Source organism: Geothrix sp. (assembly GCF_030219325.1).
GTDB lineage: Bacteria > Acidobacteriota > Holophagae > Holophagales > Holophagaceae > Geothrix.
The window spans coordinates 485,131-504,818 of the sequence record NZ_CP126625.1 but is presented as its reverse complement, the minus strand read 5'-3'; the positions used below and the strand labels follow the sequence as shown (position 1 = coordinate 504,818).

Sequence of the window (19,688 nt, the reverse complement as noted above, 5' to 3'; positions counted from 1 at the left end):
TCGCGGGAACGGGCCGGGCCATGGTTCCCACCAGGGGAATCCGCCCCGCCGCCGCGACCTCATGCGTGGAGGCATGATGGGCATTTCCCGGATCTCATCCCTGTTGGCGGCCGTGTCCGCCCTTTCCCTGGCGGCGGCCTCGGGCGCCGAGCCCGAGCGCAAGCCCGGCGAGGCCACGGTCACGGTCAGCGCCGAGGCCCAGCCCGTGGAAGTCACCCGCACCCCGGGCCCCGTGCGCATCGTGGAAGCCGAGGAGCTGGCCCGCCTGGGCAGCCGCACCCTGGCCGAGTTGCTGGAGGTGCTCCAGCCCGGCGCCGTGATGGCCAGCGGTGGCCCCGGCGCCACCGCCTCGGCCTTCCTCAACGGCACCCTCAGCCGCAACGTGGTGGTGCTGCTGGACGGCCTGCGCCTCAACGATCCCACCGCCACCAGCCCCGACCTGGGCACCCTCAGCCTCGTGGGCATCGGCCGCGTGGAGCTGGTGCTGGGCCCCTCCTCCGTCCTCTATGGCAGCGACGCCATCGGCGGCGTCATCGCGCTCACCAGCGTGGGCCGGGGCGCCGACGGCTGCCACGGGCAGGCGGGCCTGAAGGTGGGCACGGATGGCCAGACGGGCTTCAAGCTCGGCGGCGATGGCCAGCTCGGGGGCACGGCGCGGGTGCAGCTCGCCAGTGCCCTGGGCTGGGTGGCCGCCGGGGCCGAAGCGCAGAAGCAGGCCAGCGGTTTTCCGGAGGATTCCTTCCGCCAGGCGGGTGGGTTCCTGCGCCTGGGCACCACCCTCGGCCCCGTGGACCTCACGGGCTTCTACCGCAACAGCGGCCAGACGGCCTCCGTGCCCTTCACCACGCTGGCCTGGCCGGGGTTCGGGCGCAGCTATGAGCCGCAGCGCGAAACCCACGCCCGGCAGGAGAGCTTGGGCGTCTCGGTCCGCTGGACCCTGGCCGCCGACCTGGTGCTGGAAGACACCCTGCAGGGGCTGTCCGGCAGCACCGGCGATCCCAGCGGTCCCCTGCGCCAGCAGACCGACCGCAGCTTCCGCCGCGTGGAGGACCAGCTCACCCTGCACTGGACGCCGTCGAAGGCCTTCCGCCTCTCGGGCCGTCTCGAAGGCCGGGAGGATGTCGCCCACGCGAAGAACTACTACGACCCGTCCACCTTCGCCGCCGTGTCCTACCGCGGCGAGGGGCGCGACCTGGCCGGGGCCATCGAAGCCCGCTGGACGCTCCTCGAGGGCCTCGACTGGGTGGCGGGCCTGCGCCACGACGCCGGGCATCGCGATCTGACCCGCCAGGACACCGGCCAGCGCAGCCGCGCGGGCAGCGCCGAGGCCGGCACCTGGCGCTCGGGCCTCAACTGGGTGGTGGCGCCGGAACTGCGCCTCTACGCCAGCGCGGGCCAGGGCTTCCGCATGCCCAACACCACGGAGTTCGCCCTCAACGCCCAGGCAGAGAGCCAGGATGGGAAGACCTATCCCATCGCCCCCGAGCGCAGCCGCACCATCCAGATCGGCGCCACGGGCCTGCTGGCGGGCCACTGGGAGTACCGCCTGGAGGCCCAGCGCACCCACATCAGCAACCTGCTGGCCTATGTCTACGACACCAGCTTCTCCTTCCCGCCCCTCTTCACCTCGCACTACGCCAACCAGGGCAGCATCCGCGCGCAGAGCCTCGAAGGCGCCCTGGGCTGGCGGGGCGGCGCCGACCTGGCCTACGGCTGGGACCTGATCCTGCGCAGCCAGGAGACCCGGGACCTGGACCACAACGTCGAGGGCCAGGAATTCGGCCAGCAGAACACCGCCATCGTGCGCCATCCCTTCTTCACGGGCGCCGTGGCCGCCTTCGTCCAGGCGAAGCGCTGGCGGGCCGATGTCCGTTTCGATCGCGTCGGTGCCCGCTACGACATCCACGACACCACCTACCAGGTGATCTCCACCGGCAGGCCCTACCGCGACCTCAGCGTGGGCGGCTCCTTCGAACCCGTGAAGAACTTCACGCTGGCCCTGCGGGGCGAGCACCTCCTGCAGCCCCGCCAGAGCGTCCAAGACTGGCTCAGCGGCCGCTACGACCAGAACGGCGATGCCGCGCTGGTCTACGGCTTCCCCGCCCCCGGCCCCCGCTGGACTCTCAGCGCCACGTGGAGGTGGTGATGGCCCGTTCGTCTGTGACCCGCCTCTTCGCTTTTCTCCTGATGCTCGCGCTGCCGCTTCTGGCCGCGCACCCCCAGCGGGTGGTGAGCCAGACGGTGGGCACGGACGAGCTGCTGCTGGCCCTGGCGGATCCGGGCCAGATCGCGGCCCTCAGCCACATCAGCCACGACGCGCAGTTCAGCCCCGTGGCCGCCGAGGCGGGGCGCTTCCCCGCCATCAAGGACAGCGACGCCGAAAGCGTGCTGCGTTTCCGCCCCGACCTGGTGCTGGCCGCCAGCTTCACCCGCCCCGAGACCCTGGCCCTGCTCCGGCGGGCCGGGGTCCGGCTGGTGGTGCTGGACCGCTTCGACACGCTGGAGGACATCTACGGGAGCCTGCGCCTCCTCGGGCGCGAGCTGGGCCAGGAGGCCCGCGCCGAAGCGGTGATCGCCCAGTGCCAGAGCCGCGTGGGGGCCCTCGCCGCGAAGCTGAAGGGGGTGAAACCCGTGCGCGTGCTCAGCGCGGGGATCTATCCCTTCACCTCAGGCAGCGGCACCACCTTCCAGGATCTCTGCGACCACGCCGGGGCCCTGAACGTGGCGACAGAGGTGGGCCTGAAGGGCCACGCGCCGACGCCCTCCGAGAAGCTGCTGGTCTGGAACGTCGAGGTGCTCGTGGCCTCCGGCGGTGAGAGCACCCGCGCCCAGCTCGCAGCCATCCCCCACTACCGGGCCCTGCCCGCCTTCAAGGCCGGACGCCTGGTGCTGCTCCCAGGGCCCATGATGTCCAGCGTGTCACACCACCGCATCGCCGCCTACGAGGCCCTGGCCCGCGCCCTGCATCCGGAGCGCTTCCGGTGAAGCCCCGCCTCGCCGTCCCGCTCCTGCTGGCGCTCCTGGCCCTGACCTTCCTGGCCTCGCTGGCCTTCGGGGAGCTGCGGCTGAGCTTCGGGCAGGTGCTGGGCGCCCTCACGAACGGCACGGATGAGGTGGCGCGTACCGTGGTGCGGGACTTCCGCCTGCCCCGGGCCCTGGTGGGCCTGGCCGTGGGTGCCGCCTTGGGCGCCAGCGGCGTGGTGATGCAGGCCTTCTTCCGCAACCCCCTGGCCAGCCCCGGCCTGTTGGGCGTCAGCAGCGGTGGGGCTCTGGGCGCCGTGGCAGTGCTGGCCACGGGACCGATCTTCGGTTTTGCGGCCGCCACGATGTGGGCCCTGCCTCTGGCTTCTGTGGTGGGGGCCTTCGCCGCCACGGGGATGGTACTCATGCTGGCGCAAAGGGGCGCGGGCACGGAGCGGCTGCTGCTCTCGGGCGTGGCCCTCAACGCCCTGCTGGGCGCGGGCACCAGCTTCCTGCTCACCACCACGGCGGGCCACTTCGAGGTGAACGCCCAGATCCTGTTCTGGCTCATGGGGGGTCTGGAGAGCCGCAGCTGGGAGCACGTGTGGATGGGCGTGCCCGCCATCCTCGTGGCTTGCCTGCTCCTGCTGCCCCTGGGCCGCGCCATGGACCTGCTGAGCCTGGGAGAGCAGAGCGCCCAGAGCCTGGGCGTGGACGTGCGCCGCCTGCGCCGCCAGCTCATCGTGCTGTCCACCGTCCTCACGGCCCTGGCCACCGCCGTGGCGGGCATCGTGGGCTTCGTGGGCCTGGTGGTGCCCCACGTGCTGCGCCTGGCCTTCGGCCCCGACCACCGGCGCCTGCTGCCGTATTCCATGCTGGGCGGCGCCAGCTTCCTGCTGGCCTGCGACCTCGTCACCCGCACCTTCCCCCTGGGCCTGCGCCTGGGCGTGGTCACGGCCCTCATCGGCGGCCCCTTCTTCCTGTGGCTGCTGCGGAGGCCGCGATGAGGGGAGGCTTCAGGCCTCAGGCCTCAGGCCCCAGTGAGGCCGCGCCATGACCGCGGCCCTGCACGCTTCCAGTCTCGCGGTACCCGGCCGTCTGGAGGCGGTGTCGCTGGACCTCGGCCCGGGCGAACTCGTCGCCCTGGTGGGCCCCAACGGGGCCGGCAAGTCCACGCTGGTCCAGGCCCTGGCGGGGCTGCTTCCCGCGGAAGGGCTCGTCCAGTGGTATGGACAGCCGCTGTCCCGCATCACCATGCCGGAGCGGGGCCGGCGCCTGGCCTGGGTGGGCCAGGAGGCCCACTTCGAGTTCGCCTTCCCCGTGCGCGAAGTGGTGGCCCAGGGCCGCTACGCCTGGGGCGACGACCTTTCCGGCGTGGCGGAGGCCCTGGCGGAGCTGGACCTCACCCACTTGGCGGAACGCCCGGTCACGCGGCTCTCCGGCGGCGAGCGCCACCGCGTGGGACTGGCCCGGGCCCTGGCCACGGGCGCGCCCATCCAGCTCTGGGACGAGCCCGTGGCCCAGCTCGACGTGCGCCACGCGCTGGAGGTGATGCGTCTGGCGCGGCGCCTGGCGGATGGCGGCGGCACCGTGCTGGTGAGCCTCCACGACCTGCGCGCCGCCTACCGCTTCGACCGCGTGCTGGTGCTGGACCGCGGCCGCCTGGTGGGCAACGGCAGGCCCCACGACGTGCTCACGGCGGACCTCATCCGCGAGGTCTTCCGCGTGGAAGCCACCTTCGTGGAGAGCCTCGTGCCGGAGCTGCCCCGGGGATGATTCCCCCGGGCGGTTGTCATTGCTTCTATTTGAAGCCCCGGCCCATTCAAATTGATCTGCCGCACCGGGGTTCGCCTGCTCCCGACGGATCCAAGATGCCAAGGCTCAATCAATTGCTGGCTGGCTCAGATCATGCAGGTTTCATGGCTGTTCCATCCTCGGCCCCGTTTCTTGGGCTCGCCGACTCGCGCATGATCCAGACCGACATCACCCGGCAGCTGGGCCCCCTCGCCCTGCCTGTCCTCGGCCGCCAGGACCGTGGCGCCGGTCCGGCAACCTCCCCGTCCTGCATCACCAAAGGAGATCGACATGAACCGTCGCTTCATCTGCATGGCAACTGCTGTGGCCGCCCTTGGCCTGACCCTGGGCTGCCTCTATCCGGACCATGACCGCGGACGCGGACCTGGACGGAGGGATGAGCGACGCGATGATCGTCGCGATGACCGCCGCGACAAGGACCACGAGGACAAGCGAGAGCACATGTCCGGCTTGAGCCGCTAGGTCCTGCTGGCCGAGCATGGCTGGACCTGGAACCCCCACATCACCGAATCCGACATCACCGGGGTCGGACCATCATGCATGAAGGGCCCGTCCGCCTGGATACCGCCAGGTGCCTGCGCGGGCAGGTGCACGGCTGAGGGACGGCGCGCGGCTTTCGGAAGGTGCAACCCTTTCACAGGGCCGTCATCCCCGGCACCCACCCTTGGGGTGGAATGGATTCCAACCCGGGTGGAGACCCATGGCCCTGCAGCTGTCGACCGACCCCTTTGTGCCGGCGCTCCCGGCCCCCCGACCCGCCTGGTGGCACCTCTCCCAGGATGAGTGGCTGAACAGCCTGACCCACCTCCTGGGCCTGCTCCTGGCCCTCCCGGGTACCGCCTTCCTGATCGGCCGTGCGGTCATGGGTGGCGACGCCCTCAAGCTGGTCAGCTTCGGCATCTTCGGCCTTTCCATGATCGCGCTCTATGCGGCCTCGACGCTCTTCCACAGCGCCCAGGGCCCCGCCAAGGAACGCTGGGCCAAGGCCGACCACTGCGCCATCTACCTGCTGATCGCGGGCACCTACACGCCCTTCGCCCTGGTCACCCTGCGCGGACCCCTGGGCTGGGGACTGTTCGCCTTCGTCTGGGCCCTGGCGGCCCTGGGCATCGCCAAGGAGCTGTGGTGGGACCGCAGTTCCCTGCCCGCCGTCCCCCTCTACCTGCTGATGGGCTGGTGCGGCCTCGCCGCGGGCCTGCCCCTGGCGCGCCGCCTCCAGGGCCAGGGCCTGAAGTGGCTCCTGGCCGGCTGCCTGCTCTACAGCATCGGCGTGGCCTTCTACCTCCTGGGCCGCCGGGTGCGGCATGCCCATGGCATCTGGCACCTCTTCGTGCTGGGCGGAACCGCCAGCCACTTCATCACGGTGCTGCGGTTCGTCTGAGGGACTTGGCCACCGTCTGAATCACTGCAACTGCTGGTTCCCACGGAAGGGAACGTGCCTTCCGGAAGCGTCAGAACGTGAACTCAGCCTAGCGGAGCCGCGCCTGTTCCGTGGCACGGCGGGTTTTGGTGCGAAAGAACTTGGAACCACCGATAAACACCGATGCACACCGATAAAAGAATGAGAAGGACAGTCAGATTTAGGCGAATCGCTTGGTGCCGTTGATGGGCACGGGCATGTCCACCTTCATCGCCCGTTTTCTTCATCAGCTTTTCATCGGTGTTCATCGGTGTTCATCGGTGGCTAAATCCATTTTGCTTTTCTCTGCGTCCTTTGCTTTCCGGCTCCCTAGCCTCATGGCCGATCTGGGAACCTTTCCTACTGCTGTCCTGCCCCGGCCAGACACTCCAGGGCTGCCCTCTTTAGCAGGCCCCCATTGCCGTAGCTCAGCATCGCCGCCTTCTCCAGAGCCCATTGCTGCTCAGCTGGGAGGCTAACCCCAGCCCGCTCCAGATCCTCGCGTCGTGGACTACGAAAGGAGCCGTGACCCCCGTTCATCGGCACCAAGAGTTTGCGACTCCCTGGCCAGGCTCGCACAACCCGCTGGGCGGTTTCAGGCAGACACACTTGGTCGTAGCGGCCCTGAATCACGACCAAGGGAACGGAGGCCAGGCGCCTAGGAAACTGCAGCCGAAGGCGCCATATCCCTCTCTGGCCGCGGCACATCATCTCGGACTCGATGTAGGCGAATCGAATGGTCTCGTCGGATTCGGTCTCCATGTCCACTGGGGTCGGCGATGAAACGCGCGGAATTGGCCCTGGCAGGGGCTGGCGGGGAATCTGGCCAGAACCAGCCTGTTCGGACTCCGCCGCGTCGTAGGCTTCCGCCAGGGTCCCGCCGCCCGCACCTTCGCGGATGGCCCGATGCAGGTCGCAGGCGGAGCCGTGTCCATTCGTGAAGACACTGAACTGCTCCGTCCAGCCGGGCATCCAGGCTCGGGCACCATCGGCATCAAGGTAGGCCCGGACTTCCTTCCTTGTGTTGGTCCACATACCACCGATGACGATCCCCCGCACCAGGCGCGGATGCCGCTGCGCGAAAAGCAGGGCCATGGTGGAACCCCAGCTCCATCCCTCCAGCAGTACCGGCTCCGTGATGCCCCGCAGGCGGAGAAACTCGGCGGCGTCATCCACCGTGTCCTCAGGTTTCCAGCCGGGTATCCAGGCGGAGCCGCCGGTTCCTGGCTGGTCCACAGACACGTGCCGCAGGGCCACCCCCACGCTATGCCCGGAGAGGTAGTGGTCGGGTCGCAGTTCCAACCCAGGGCCTCCGCCCCAGTGCAATACCACCGGGGCTGTCGGTGCCCCCACATCCCAGCCCCGGACAGTCCGACCCCGCCGTCCTGTGAATACATGGGCCCATCCCGGATCAAAAGGAGCAGGGTTCTCGGTGAGTTGGAGCGCTAGCTGGTCATGGCGCGCCCACACCTGCTGCAGGGTGGGCTGGGCAGCCAGGATTCCGGTCCAGAGGAGGGCCACGACGACCGTTCTGAGGCTCGAGGAGATGGTGGTCATCGCAGCGACTCCTTTAGGCGGAAGGGGACGATCGCAGCACCCACCCCAGCCCCACGGGCCCGGCCACGGTGGTGAGCAGCAGGGCGCCGATGATGCCGGCCTGGACCTCGGCGCTGAGCAGGGGCACGCCGTTCAGATGGAGCTGGGCGCCAGCGGCCACGAAGATGAGGCCCACTTCGCCCCGGGGGACCATGCCCCAGCCCACCACGGCGGCGCGGATACCCCGACCCCCGCCGTAGCCGGCGACGTATTTCCCCACCACGCCGAGCAGGGCCAGCACCAGGGCGAAGCCCAGGGTCGCGGGCTTGAAGAGCGCGCCGGGATCCACCTTGGCGCCCATGAGCACGAAGAAGAGGGGCGAGAGCACCGTCACCAGCGGATGCACCAGTTCCTCCAGCGTGTGCCGCTCGCGGTGCTCCAGATCCACGATGTGCGCCGGCTCGAGGATGAGCCCGGCGGCGTAGGCCCCCACGATGGAGGCCAGCCCCGCGAGGTTGCCCAGCCAGGCGAGCAGGAAGGCAAAGCCCAGTCCCAGCGGCAGCAGCACCTGCTCGCCCCGGAAGCGGCTGGCCAGCTGGAAGAGCCTCGGCGTGAGCAGGCGGCCGAGCGTCAGCGCCGCTGCCAGGAAACCCAGGGCCAGGGCCAGGGTCTTCGCCAGATCCGGCCCCACGGCGCCGCCACCAGCGGCCGCGCCCACCAGGCCGGACACGGCCACCAGCACGAGCAGGCCCAGAACGTCGTCCACCACGGCGGCGCCCACGATGATGCGGCCCTCCAGGGAATCCGAGGCGCCCTTCTCCCGCAGCACCTGGGCGGAGATGCCGATGCTGGTGGCGCAGAGGCAGGCGCCGATGAAGAGGTCCAGCACGAAGGGCGAGCGCTGGGGCAGCAGCAGCCAGGCCCCGGCGAGGCCCGCGGCCATGGGCACCACCACGCCGATCAGCGCGACCCGCAGGGAGGCCACGCCCACCTTCAGCATCTGCGGCACCGTGGACTCCAGGCCCACGGCGAACATCAGCACCACCACGCCGAGCCCGCCCAGCAGCTCCGTGGCCGGGGAGGCCGCCACGTCCGGGAACAGGGGCCAGGAGCGGTGCAGCGCCGTGAGCGCGAGCCCCACCGCCAGTTCCCCCGTGACCGCCGGAAGCTTCAGGCGCACCGCCAGCTCGCCCCCCACCTTGGCCGACAGCCACAGCAGCGCCAGCAGCATCAGCGTGCCGGCCAGGGGGTCGTGCATCAGGAGGGCGAAGGACATGCTGCCTCGGGGGTGACCCCTCAGGCTAGGCTGAAGCATGGTCTGGCTGGAAGCGGCATCCTGGGGTTCGGCGGGCAGCATCCTCGCCGCGCTGGCCCTCCTGCGCCGCCACTGGGCCCGGCTGCCCGAGCTGGAGCCGGATCCGGCGCTCCCACCACAGCCACCCACGGTCTGTCTCTGCATCCCCGTGCGCAATGAGGCGGCGGAGCTGCCCGCGGCCCTGGATTCCTGGCTGGCCCAGGACTACCCGGCCCTGCAGATCCTCGTGGTGGACGATGGCTCCACCGACGGCAGCACGGAGATCCTCCAGCAACGCCAGACCGCCCAGCCGGAGCGCCTGCGGGTGCTGCGCAACGATGCCCTGCCGCCGGGCTGGCTGGGGAAGAACCATGCCCTGGACCTGGCCTCGCGTCAGCCCGAGGCCCTGGCCGCGGCCTGGCTGCTCTTTGCGGATGGCGACGTGCAGGCGGCGCCCGGTCTGCTGCGCCGGGCCATGGCCTTCGCCCAGGCCCAGCCCACGGACATCCTCGCCCTGGTGCCGGCCATCGACGCCATCAGCCCGGCGGAGCGCGTGATCCTGCCCATCGCGGCCTCGGCCTTCCTCCTGCTGGTCCCCCCGCACCAGGTGCCCAACCCCCGGCATCCGGCCTTTTGCGGCGTGGGTGGCTTCACGCTGGTGCGTCGCGAGGCCTACGACGCCGTGGACGGCCACGCGGGGGCGCCCCTGGAGGCCATCGACGACATGATGCTGGCCCGCCGGGTGAAGGCCGCGGGCTTCATCAACCGCGTGGCCAAGGGCGGCCCGGACCTGCACCTGCGGATGTACCACGGTCTTCGGGAGCTGGTGCGGGCCATGCGGAAGAACTCGGCGGCCCTGCCCTTCTGGTGGCTGCTGCCGCCCCTGCTGCCACTGGCCCTCATGATCGGCCTCGCGCCGCTCTGGCTGCCCTGCGCCGGCCACCCGATCCTCGCGCTCCTGCTCTGGCTGCTGGTCCCGACGTTGGCTGGGGACGTGCAGCAGCGCATGACGGGGCGCCCCATGGACCTGCTCTGGGCCCTGTGGCCCCTGAACGCGCTGGTCTTCGCGGCGGGCACCGCCTGGGCCCTGTGGGACCGCGTCCGCGGCGTGAACCACTGGCGGGGCCGGGACGTGGCCCTGCGGTAGCAGCCAGCCCATTGGAGCTCAGACCCCCTCGAAGAGCCTGAGAGTCTCGTCGAGCCTGCGCAGGATGCCGAGGATCTTGAAGGGCTCCACGACCACGTAGTCCACGCCGCCTGCCGCCACGGCGTGGTGGCGCTTCTTCGCCTCCTCCTCCTCGGTGCCCAGGAGGATCACGGGCACGGGGCAGCCCTCCTGCTCCACGAGCTGGCGGCAGAGCTCCAGCGGGCTGGCCAGGCGCAGCTGGTTGTGGATGAGCACCATGCGCACGCGTCCCCAGCCGGTCTCTCCGCCGGCTTCCCCCAGCTGCGTCTTCACCGGCCCCTTGATGTGATCCAGCGAGGCCAGCCCGAACTTGCGGCTGAGGGCCTCGCCGAGCCGGCGGGCGAAGTCCTCCTTCTCCGTGAGCAGCAGGATCATGGGATCCCGGTCCACGATGAGCTTGAGGGTGGGCAGGGCCGCCGTCCGGTTGATCCGCGCCGTCGCCTCCTGGAACCCGCGGGGCGTGAACTCCTCCTTGTCCTGCTGGGCCTGGAGGACCTGCTGGTCCTGGATCCAGGTGCGGTACTGGTCGAGCATCTTCGGATCGGCCTGCTTGGTGAAGCGCAGGCCCACCAGGTTGTCGCCGAAGTAGGCCACGGTGGTGGCCGCACGCAGGCGGAAGTCGTCTTCCAGGGGCACGTCGAGCAGCGACTCCTCCCCCATGCGCAGCAGCTCCCGGATGTCCTGCTTGGTGTTGCGCAGGACGAGTTCCAGCCCCTCTTCGCCGAAGCTCTGCACGGTGCCGTCGATGAGGGCGTTGCGGGTGTTGGTGAAGGTGGCCGCGTGGGCCTGGCTGGGGGGGCGGTCCGGGATGAAATCCGCCAGGCGGTGCAGATCGGATCGGCGCAGCACGCGGGGAATGCTGGCCAGGCAGGCCTCTACGCCCTCCAGGATCTCCTGTCCGGCGCAGGCCACCACGCAGTCGTACTCCAGCCCGCGGTCCTTGAGCTTCACCGCCAGGTTCTCCCCCGCCTTCAGGCCCCAGGCTCCGATCTCCTCATGGGGCATGCGGAAGGCGAAGCGCTCCCCGTCCTCGGTGAGGATCGGGTAGGCCGACCGCTGGGCCTTGTAGGCCACGTCCAGGCGGGCGCCGGCCACGCAGAGCCGCTGCAGGGCCATGCGGATGCCCGTGGCGTCCTCGAGCAGGGCGGTGGAGCGACTCATCTCGACCCCCCGGCCAGGGGCGCCACCGCCCCCACGGGCAGCCACTGGGAGAGCGTCCGGTGGAGCGCCTCGGCGCGCACGGGCTTGGCGATGTAGTCGTCCATGCCCGCCTCGAGGCACTTCTCCCGGTCCCCGACCATGGCGTTGGCGGTCATCGCCACCACCGGGATCCGGCGGCTGCCCCGCTCCCGCTCGCGGATGCGCCGCGTGGCCTCGAAGCCATCCATCTCGGGCATCTGGCAGTCCATGAGGATCAGGTCGTAGGAGACGCCCACCAGGGCATCCAGGGCCTCGACGCCCGTGGCCACCACGTCGGCCTCGATGCCGAACTTCTGGAGCATGATCAGGGCGACCTTCTGGTTCACGAGGTTGTCCTCCGCCAGCAGGACGCGCACCTTCACGGGGCCGTCTGCGGCCAGGACCGGAGCGGCGGGGGCCATCCGGCCGATGTTCAGGCCCTTCGGTTCGAGGAGGCCCCGCAGCTGGCTGGGCCGGATGGGGAGGGTGAGGTAGCTCTGGACGCCGCGCCGAGCGGCGGTCTCCCGCAGCTCGGGCCGGTAGAGCGGGCTCGCGAAGACGAGGGCGCATTCCCCGGCCTCGGCCAGGGCCGCGTCCAGCGCCTCGGGGCCCACGAGGATCACGGCATCGGGACTGCGGACCTCGCGCAGCCACGCGCCCACCTCGGCCTGCGGCGGGGCGATCCGGAAGGGCACGCCCCAGGCATCGAGCTGCTCCCCGACCAGGCGGCCCACCCCTGCGGACAGGCCCGCCAGCAGGACGGTGGTGGCCCCGGGGCGCACGGGCGCCTGACAGCCCCGGGCATCCAGGCCGAGGGTGAACCAGAAGGTGCTGCCCTGGCCCGGCGCGCTGGTCACGCCGATGCTGCCGCCCATGAGCTCGGCCAGCCGCTTGCAGATGGTGAGTCCCAGGCCCGTGCCGCCGTACTTCCGCGTGGTGGAGGTGTCGCCCTGGAAGAAGGAGGTGAAGAGCCGGTCCACCACCTCGGGCTTCATGCCGATGCCCGTATCGCGGACCTCCACGCGGATGAGGGCATGACCATCATCCTGGGTCTCGGGGCGCACGCGGACCTCGACGGAGCCCTCCTGGGTGAACTTGAGGGCATTGTCCATGAGGTTGGTGAGGATCTGGCGCAGCCGCGTCGGATCGCCCGCCACCTGGAGCGGCGTGGCGGGATCGACGAAGATGCCCAGCTCCACGCCCTTGGCCTGAGCCTTCACGCCCAGCACCGCCTGGACGTCCTCGACCACGGACAGCAGGTCGAATTCCAGGGTCTCGAAGACCAGCTTGCCGGCCTCGATCTTCGAGAAGTCGAGGATGTCGTTGATGAGCGTGAGCAGGGCCTCGCCGCAGGACCGCACGGTCTCGGCGTACTGGCGCTGCTCGCCGCCCAGGGGCGTATCCAGCAGCAGCCCGGTCATGCCGATGATGCCGTTCATGGGCGTGCGGATCTCGTGGCTCATGTTGGCCAGGAACTCGCTCTTGAGGCCGGAGAGCTCGAGGGCCCGGTCCCGGGCCACCGCCAGTTCGCGGGCCGCCTCCTCCAGCTTGATCTCGGCCCGGCGGCGGTCGGTGATGTCGTGGAACTGCCAGAGGTGGCCCAGGTACTCCTCGCCCACCGCGATGGGCACGAAGTCCATGGCCATGATGCGGCCGTCGCACAGCTCGAACTCGTCGCCCTGGGATGGACACCGGGCCACGCCCAGGGCCTCGAGGCGGGCGAGGAAGCCCGCCTGGTCCACCAGCAGGGGCAGGCACTCCTTCAGCAGGTCCCGGGAGTCGCTCTCCACCAGCACATGGGCCGGCACCGGCACCTGGAACATGCGGCAGAAGGTCTCGTTCAGCAGGGCGATCTTGCGCCCCTCGGTCTCCACCAGGATGCCCGCCTGCATGTTCTCGATGAGGGCCCGCAGCCGGCTGGTGGCCACCCGGAGGACGATCTCGGTGTGCTTGCGCTCGGTGATGTCGCTGAGGGTGCCCGAGACCCCGAGGACCACGCCCCCCTCGTCGAAGGCGATGCGCTGGTGGGCCGTCACCCACTTCACGTCCCCGGTCTTGGTGGGGATCCGGAACTCGCCCTCGAAGACGGCCTGCCCGGTGTCCACCGCGTAGGTGAGCATGTTCAGGTAGCGGGGGTTGTCGGCCGGGTGCAGGAACTCCAGGAAGGACTGCCCCAGGCACTCCTCCACGGCGAAGCCCGTGAGTTCGGCCCAGGCGGGGTTCAGGAAGGCCCACCGGCCCTGGCGGTCGATCTGGAAGATCACTTCTTTCAAGTCTTCGACCAGGGTGCGGAAGCGGTCGGCCTCCGCCTGGACGGCGGCCAGCCTGGCCTCAAGGGCGGCCATGGGCAGGGTGGACTGGGGGACTTGGGCGTCGGTGGACATGCCAGTTCCTCTTCGGCCGGCCTGGACCGGGACCTGAAAAAAGATTTCTTGTTTTTTTCGCTTTTTACCTCAAACTGGGAGTCACCCCTTCCGGAGGACCCCATGGCCGCGTCCGAGCAAGACGATCGCCTCAAAGCCCTGACCCGCACCGTCGCCGACATCGAGCGGGCCTTCGGCAAGGGTTCGATCATGAAGCTCGGCGACCGCATGAGCAGCGCCGAGGGCATCGAAGTCATCAGCACCGGCTCCATCTCCCTGGATTCCGCCCTGGGTGTCGGTGGCGTGCCCAAGGGCCGCGTCGTCGAAGTCTACGGACCGGAGGCCAGCGGCAAGACCACCCTGGCCCTGCACATGGTGGCCCAGGCCCAGAAGAAGGGCGGCCTGGCCGCCTACATCGACGCCGAGCACGCCCTGGATCCCGAGTACGCCCAGAAGCTGGGCGTGGACGTGGCCAACCTCTTCATCTCCCAGCCCGACAGCGGCGAGCAGGCCCTGGAGATCTGCGACCAGCTGGTGCGCAGCGGCGCCCTGGACATCATCGTCATCGACTCCGTGGCCGCCCTGGTGCCCAAGGCCGAGATCGACGGCGAGATGGGCGACAGCCACGTGGGCCTGCAGGCCCGCCTCATGAGCCAGGCCCTCCGCAAGATGACGGGCACCATCAGCAAGACCCACACCTGCGTGGTCTTCATCAACCAGATCCGCATGAAGATCGGCGTGATGTTCGGCAACCCCGAGACCACCACCGGCGGCAACGCGCTGAAGTTCTACGCCTCCGTGCGCCTCGACGTCCGCAGCATCCAGAGCATCAAGGGCAACACCGGCGATCCCCTGGTGGCCGCCAAGGACGAGGACTCCTCCGTCATCGGCAAGAAGACCAAGGTGAAGGTGGTGAAGAACAAGGTCGCCCCGCCCCTCAAGGTCGCCACCTTCGACATCATGTACGGCGAGGGCATCAGCCGCACCAGCGAGCTGGTGGAGCTGGGCACCCAGCTGGAGATCATCCAGAAGAGCGGTTCCTGGTACAGCTACAAGGACAGCCGCCTCGGCCAGGGCGCCGAGAACGTGAAGAAGCTCTTCAACGACAATCCCGAACTGGCGGACGAGGTCGAAAGCCTCATTCGCGAACGCCTCGGCATGAAAGCCCTGGTCGAAGCCTAGAACGCATCAGCTGCGGCCTTTTGGAAGGGGTCGGCAGGCGGCGGTGGTGCCCTTCGGGGGCCGCCGCCGTTTTTTTGGCCTGGGTCGCGCGGGAGGAATTCCCGTCGCGTCAGCCTTGATGGCCAGGCCTTTTTGCTCCCGCGCCAGCGGAAGAACGACCTGATCTGACCCGGCTCAGCGCGGCCCGCAGCCGCTCCGCCAGTTCGGGATTCATCGCGTCGAGCCTCGCCCCCACCTCCCGGGCTTCGTCAAGGCGCGCCAGGTCCACCAGCAGCAGGCCGAGATCCAGCCAATGCTCGCCGACGAGGGGCCGATAACGGAGGGCGATCCGCAGGCTCGCCAGGGCAGCTTCCCGCCGCCCCGCGCTCCGCTGGCAATGGGCGAGCCGGAGCCAGGCATCCGCCTCGTCGGGACGCAGGGCCAGCCCCTTCCGGAAGGCCTCGGCGGCTTCGGGAAACCGGTGTGCGTTCATCCGGGCGCAGCCCAGGTTCAACCAAGCCAGGGCGTAGCCCGGTTCCATGTCGAGGGCCTCATGGAAGGCCAGCTCGGCGTCCTCGAAGCGGTTGAGCAGATCCAGGGCGACGCCCAGGTTGTTCCAGGTCTTGGGGCTCCGCCGCAGGGCCAGGGATCGGCGGTAGGCCTCCACCCCCTCCGGCAGCAGGTTGGGCGAGGAGCCGGAACCGGCCGAAGCCCGGGCCGCCCGGTCCAGGGCCAGGCCCAGGGCCAGCCAGGCGTTCTCGTCCCTGGGCAGGTCCTGGACCCACTGCCGGGCCGCGACTTCCCAGGCGGGCCAGTTGCGGGGATCCTCGCAGAGCCCCTCCAACCAGTCGTCGCTCCGTTTGCGACGGCCTTCCTCGATCCGGTTTTCCAGCACCGCCTCCGGCTGGAGCATCAACGCCTCAAGCCGGTCCAGGGGCACGGAGAAGTTCAGCCGGGGGCTCGGCGTAAAGGTCAGGGTCGTGAGGCCCAGCAGGCGGCCGGCCTCGTCGAACAGGCCACCGCCGCTGCTCCCGGGCAAGGTCATGGCATCACTCTGGAGCAGGTGCCCCTCACCGTGGTGCCAGATGCCCCGGAGGCGCCCCCGGGATACCACGGGACCCTGGCCGCCTGGATAGCCCACGGCCAGCACCTTCTGGCCCGGTTCGACGGGGAACGGGGCGGGATCGGCCGGGGGGAGGGTCAGGCCGGGCACCGTGAGCAGGCAGAGATCCCGGCTCCGGTCCAGCCGCACCTCGCTCACGGCCCAGGTGGACTGTCCCTGCCTGACGGTGAGTCCTTGGGTCCGTTCCACCACGTGGGCATTGGTGGCCACGAGGAAGGGCGCGATCACCACGCCGCTGCCCTGCTGGACGCGGGAGCCGCCCAGCCGGCCCTGCACCAGGACCACGGAGGCCTGGGCGCGGACCGGGTCCGGATTCGCTGGCGGAGGCGGCGCGACCTGAAGCATCAGGAGGAACGGCCACCCCGGCAGGATCACTCCGGGTCCTGCACACCCAATCCCGCGCCCTGGAGGTGGCGTGGCAGCGGCGCGGCGCCCTGGGCGTTGAAAGGCGCACCGGGACCAGGCCCCGGCCGGGGCGCTGCGCCGCGGTTGCCCGTGGGGGTCTGGAGGGACTTCATCTGCTCGGCCGTGGCGAACTGCTCCAGACGGGACAGCTGCTCCGCGGACGGGAAGCCCTCATAGCGCACCCGGCGCGGCCCCCAGATGGCGACGGCCTCGCCCCTGATCTCATGGATGCGGGGGAGGGTCTGGCGCGCGAAGATGCCCAGCGGCTCGCCATTCCTCGCCGAGAAGGCGATGAGATCGGTCTCGGGCAGCAGGATGGGCGCGCCTTCGTTCCAGAGGGCCATGGTGAGCGGCTTGCCCTGGCTGGTCTTCACCAGGGAGACCGTGGCGGGCAGGCCCAGGGCCGGATCCAGGTCCCGCTCCTGCTCGCGCAGGGCCTGCAGCAGGTCCATGTGCTTCAGCTCCCGCTGGGGCGCCGACATGGGGTGGGGGTCCTGCAGGCGGGCGGTCATCAGCTGGTCGCCGATGCGCTCGATGACCGCCAGCTGCAACGGCTTCGCGCCGGACTGGAGGCTGCGGCCCACCTCATCCATGAGCTTGGGCAGCAGGATCTGCGGCACGGCGAGGAGGGTGTCGGCGGAGGGGATGGCGAGGAAGGGATGCTGGTCCTTGAAGAGCCCGTGCCAGAGCTCGGGAAGCAGCAGTCGCGCCGCATCCAGACCATCCCGCCAGGGGCTGCGGTAGGCGCCCGACGGCAGGCGCTCGAAGCTGCCCTCGCTCCGGTGCCGGAGGTGATCCAGGGCCAGTTCCATGGCGTCATCGGCGGACTGGTCCCAGAGCGTCAGCCAGGCGGCGGGCATGATCATGTCGCCCACCCGGATCCGCTGGCTCAGGCCGTCGATGAAGCCGCGGCACCAGCGGCCTTCGCGCTCCGCCTGCCAGGAGGGCACCAGTTCGGGAAGAAGGTGGTCCTGGGCATCGATCCAGGGCTCGGGCAGGGGGAGGTTCTGGCCGTGGAGCTCGGCCACGGCCGCGACCCAGGCCTCCCGCTCCCCAGCCTTGCGGTGGGCTTCGAAGCCCGGGGCCAGCGCCGCCAGTCCGGGAAGCTCCGCGGGCAGACCCCGGGCCTCCAGCAGGGCCGCCAGGCCCGGCAGGGGCGCCTCGTCGGCGCGGGAGAAGAATCGATCAAACAAGCCCATATCTGCGTATCCACCCAAACAATCCATTGTGACCGCACGGGGGGATTTATGCTTGTGGGATATGCAGCCCCTCGACTCCCTGGGCCGACCCCTCAAGGCCCTCCGCCTCTCGGTCACCGACCGGTGCAACTTCCGCTGCACCTACTGCATGCCCAGGGAGGTCTTCGGGCCGGACTACGCCTTCCTGCCCCGGGAGGCCCTGCTCAGCTTCGAGGAGATCGCACGCCTGGTGCGGATCTTCGCGGAGCTCGGCGTCACCAAGCTCCGCCTCACGGGGGGCGAACCCCTCCTGCGCCGGGAGCTGCCGGCCCTGGTGCGGATGCTGGCCGCCGTGCCCGGCATCGAGGATCTGGCCCTGACCACCAATGGGGTCCTGCTGCCGGAGCTGGCGCCGGCCCTGCGAGCCGCCGGGCTCAAACGCCTCACCGTGAGCCTGGACACCCTGCGGCCGGACCGGTTCCAGGCCCTCAGCGACACGGACCTGCCCCTGTCCCGGGTGCTGGCGGGTATCGAGGCCGCCCGGTCTGCCGGGTTCGGCCCCCTCAAGCTCAACTGCGTCCTGCAGCGCGGCGTGAACGAGGACGAGATCCTGGAACTGGCCACCTTCGCCCGGGAGGGGGGCCACACCCTGCGCTTCATCGAATTCATGGACGTGGGCACCACCAACGGCTGGCGCCTGGAATCCGTGGTCCCCGCCGACGAGGTGCATCGCACCCTCCACGCCCGCTGGCCCCTGGCCCCCCTCCACACCACCCAGGGCGCCGTGGCCCGGGGGTGGCAGTACGCCGACGGCAAGGGCGAGGTGGGACTCATCGCCTCGGTCACGGCCCCCTTCTGCCGCAGCTGCGATCGCGCCCGCCTCTCCGCCGACGGGCACCTCTACACCTGCCTCTTCGCCAAGGGGGGCCTGGACTTGAAGGGCTTCCTCCGGAGCGGCCACGGGGATGCCGACCTCACCTCGCTGCTGGCCTCCCACTGGAAGCGCCGCGGGGACCGCTATTCCGAGCTGCGGCGCAGCGCGACCCCGGGCCTCCCCCGCATCGAGATGTCCCACATCGGCGGCTGATCCAAGGAACCCCATGAACGCACTTCGTCCCTTCCTGTTCGCGGCCCTGGCCGCCCTGCTCGCCGCCGCGCCGCCCGCCGCGGTGGTCCATGGCGGTGCCGGCAGCCCCCGCGCCCGCATGGACGGCACGGACCGCGCCGCGGCGAAGGCGCTGGCGGAGTTGAAGTCTGGCGGCGCCGCGCTCGACGCGGCCCTGGCCGGCGTGGTGGTCCTGGAGGACGACCCCCGCTTCAACGCGGGCACCGGCGCCAACATCCGTCTGGACGGCAAGACCATCCAGATGGATGCCGCCTGCATGGACGGCAGCACGGGGGCCTTCGGCGCCGTGGCCGCCCTCGAGCGGGTGAAGAACCCCGTGCTGGTGGCGCGGAAGGTCATGGACACGCCCCACCTCCTCATCGTGGGCGAAGGCGCCACCCGCTTCGCCCGCGCCATGGGCTTCCCCGACTACGACCCCACCTGCCCCGAGAACCTGGCCCGCTTCAAGCGCGTGAAGGACATCCTCCAGGGCAGCGACCCGCGCCAGATCGAGGCCTGGAAGCGCTACGACTGGCAGAAGGGGTGGAACTTCCCCACGCCGCTGAAGGAGGCCCTGGGCTCGCCCGACACCGTGGGCTGCGTCACGCGCGACGCGAAGGGTCGCTTCGCCGCGGCCATCAGCACCGGCGGCACCACCATCACCTTCTACGGCCGCGTGGGCGACGTGCCCATGTACGGCGCGGGCATCTACGCCGGGCCCAAGGGCGCCGTGGCCTGCACGGGCAACGGCGAGGACATCGTCAAACACCTGGTGGCCAAGGCCGCCTACGACCTGCTGGCGAAGGGCCTCTCCGCCCAGCAGGCCGTGGACCGCACCCTCGCCGCCTTCCCCGCGCGCATCGACCTCGGCCTGGTCGCCATCGGCCCGGACAGCACCGGCGGTGGCTGCAACTTCTCCGCTGAGACGAAGCAGTTCGTGAAGGACTACCGAAACCAGATGGCCTGGAGCCTGGCGAAATAAG

Annotated in this window: 16 protein-coding genes; 10 read left to right on the top strand and 6 right to left on the bottom strand. The window is 70.3% G+C overall.

Annotation, left to right across the window (positions count from 1 at the left end):
* Positions 1–73: 73 nt before the first annotated feature.
* From QOZ81_RS02160 to trhA, 6 genes are all read left to right on the top strand, one after another.
* Complete coding sequence (locus QOZ81_RS02160) at positions 74–2,146, top strand: TonB-dependent receptor plug domain-containing protein (RefSeq protein ID WP_291202282.1); 2,073 nt, start codon at positions 74–76, stop codon at positions 2,144–2,146.
* On the top strand, positions 2,146–2,985 hold the full coding sequence (locus tag QOZ81_RS02155; protein ID WP_291202285.1) for an ABC transporter substrate-binding protein: 840 nt from the start codon (positions 2,146–2,148) through the stop codon (positions 2,983–2,985). The genes QOZ81_RS02160 and QOZ81_RS02155 overlap by 1 nt, the downstream gene beginning before the upstream one ends.
* Positions 2,982–3,968, top strand: coding sequence for a FecCD family ABC transporter permease (locus tag QOZ81_RS02150; protein WP_291202288.1), 987 nt, complete (start codon positions 2,982–2,984; stop codon positions 3,966–3,968). The genes QOZ81_RS02155 and QOZ81_RS02150 overlap by 4 nt, the downstream gene beginning before the upstream one ends.
* A 46-nt stretch (positions 3,969–4,014) precedes the next feature.
* Complete coding sequence (locus QOZ81_RS02145; RefSeq protein ID WP_291202291.1) at positions 4,015–4,737, top strand: ABC transporter ATP-binding protein; 723 nt, start codon at positions 4,015–4,017, stop codon at positions 4,735–4,737.
* 309 nt (positions 4,738–5,046) lie between these two features.
* Positions 5,047–5,238 (top strand): hypothetical protein, encoded by a 192-nt coding sequence (locus tag QOZ81_RS02140; RefSeq protein WP_291202294.1) that lies wholly within the window; start codon positions 5,047–5,049, stop codon positions 5,236–5,238.
* A gap of 238 nt (positions 5,239–5,476) precedes the next feature.
* Positions 5,477–6,157: a PAQR family membrane homeostasis protein TrhA gene (gene trhA / locus QOZ81_RS02135; RefSeq protein WP_291202297.1), complete on the top strand. Its 681-nt coding sequence runs from the start codon at positions 5,477–5,479 to the stop codon at positions 6,155–6,157.
* Positions 6,158–6,535: 378 nt separating this feature from the next.
* Here trhA and QOZ81_RS02130 read toward each other — a convergent pair whose 3' ends face one another.
* Both QOZ81_RS02130 and QOZ81_RS02125 read right to left on the bottom strand, forming a co-directional pair.
* Complete coding sequence (locus QOZ81_RS02130; protein WP_291202300.1) at positions 6,536–7,477, bottom strand: alpha/beta fold hydrolase; 942 nt, start codon at positions 7,475–7,477, stop codon at positions 6,536–6,538.
* A 268-nt stretch (positions 7,478–7,745) separates the two neighbouring features.
* A complete protein-coding gene (locus tag QOZ81_RS02125) occupies positions 7,746–8,987 on the bottom strand; it encodes a cation:proton antiporter (protein ID WP_291202303.1) in 1,242 nt (413 codons plus the stop codon).
* Between the two features lie 37 nt (positions 8,988–9,024).
* Between QOZ81_RS02125 and QOZ81_RS02120 the strand changes: the two genes are divergently transcribed.
* Positions 9,025–10,152, top strand: a complete 1,128-nt coding sequence (locus QOZ81_RS02120; protein WP_291202306.1) for a glycosyltransferase family 2 protein — start codon at positions 9,025–9,027, stop codon at positions 10,150–10,152.
* A gap of 18 nt (positions 10,153–10,170) precedes the next feature.
* Here the strand turns inward: QOZ81_RS02120 and QOZ81_RS02115 are convergent, their stop codons facing one another.
* Together QOZ81_RS02115 and QOZ81_RS02110 are read right to left on the bottom strand one after the other, a co-directional pair.
* A complete protein-coding gene (locus QOZ81_RS02115; protein WP_291202310.1) occupies positions 10,171–11,352 on the bottom strand; it encodes a hypothetical protein in 1,182 nt (393 codons plus the stop codon).
* Positions 11,349–13,754, bottom strand: coding sequence for an ATP-binding protein (locus QOZ81_RS02110; protein ID WP_291202313.1), 2,406 nt, complete (start codon positions 13,752–13,754; stop codon positions 11,349–11,351). The genes QOZ81_RS02115 and QOZ81_RS02110 overlap by 4 nt, the downstream gene beginning before the upstream one ends.
* Before the next feature lie 102 nt (positions 13,755–13,856).
* Between QOZ81_RS02110 and recA the strand changes: the two genes are divergently transcribed.
* Complete coding sequence (gene recA, locus QOZ81_RS02105; RefSeq protein ID WP_291202316.1) at positions 13,857–14,915, top strand: recombinase RecA; 1,059 nt, start codon at positions 13,857–13,859, stop codon at positions 14,913–14,915.
* A 109-nt stretch (positions 14,916–15,024) separates the two neighbouring features.
* Here recA and QOZ81_RS02100 read toward each other — a convergent pair whose 3' ends face one another.
* Both QOZ81_RS02100 and QOZ81_RS02095 read right to left on the bottom strand, forming a co-directional pair.
* Positions 15,025–16,362, bottom strand: coding sequence for a tetratricopeptide repeat-containing S1 family peptidase (locus QOZ81_RS02100; protein ID WP_300715327.1), 1,338 nt, complete (start codon positions 16,360–16,362; stop codon positions 15,025–15,027).
* A 26-nt stretch (positions 16,363–16,388) separates the two neighbouring features.
* Positions 16,389–17,615, bottom strand: coding sequence for a hypothetical protein (locus tag QOZ81_RS02095; protein ID WP_291202322.1), 1,227 nt, complete (start codon positions 17,613–17,615; stop codon positions 16,389–16,391).
* Between the two features lie 67 nt (positions 17,616–17,682).
* On the opposite strand from QOZ81_RS02095, the gene moaA reads away from it, so the two are divergent.
* Together moaA and QOZ81_RS02085 are read left to right on the top strand one after the other, a co-directional pair.
* Complete coding sequence (gene moaA / locus QOZ81_RS02090; protein ID WP_291202325.1) at positions 17,683–18,687, top strand: GTP 3',8-cyclase MoaA; 1,005 nt, start codon at positions 17,683–17,685, stop codon at positions 18,685–18,687.
* A gap of 13 nt (positions 18,688–18,700) precedes the next feature.
* Positions 18,701–19,687: an isoaspartyl peptidase/L-asparaginase gene (locus tag QOZ81_RS02085; protein WP_291202328.1), complete on the top strand. Its 987-nt coding sequence runs from the start codon at positions 18,701–18,703 to the stop codon at positions 19,685–19,687.
* Position 19,688: the final 1 nt, after the last annotated feature.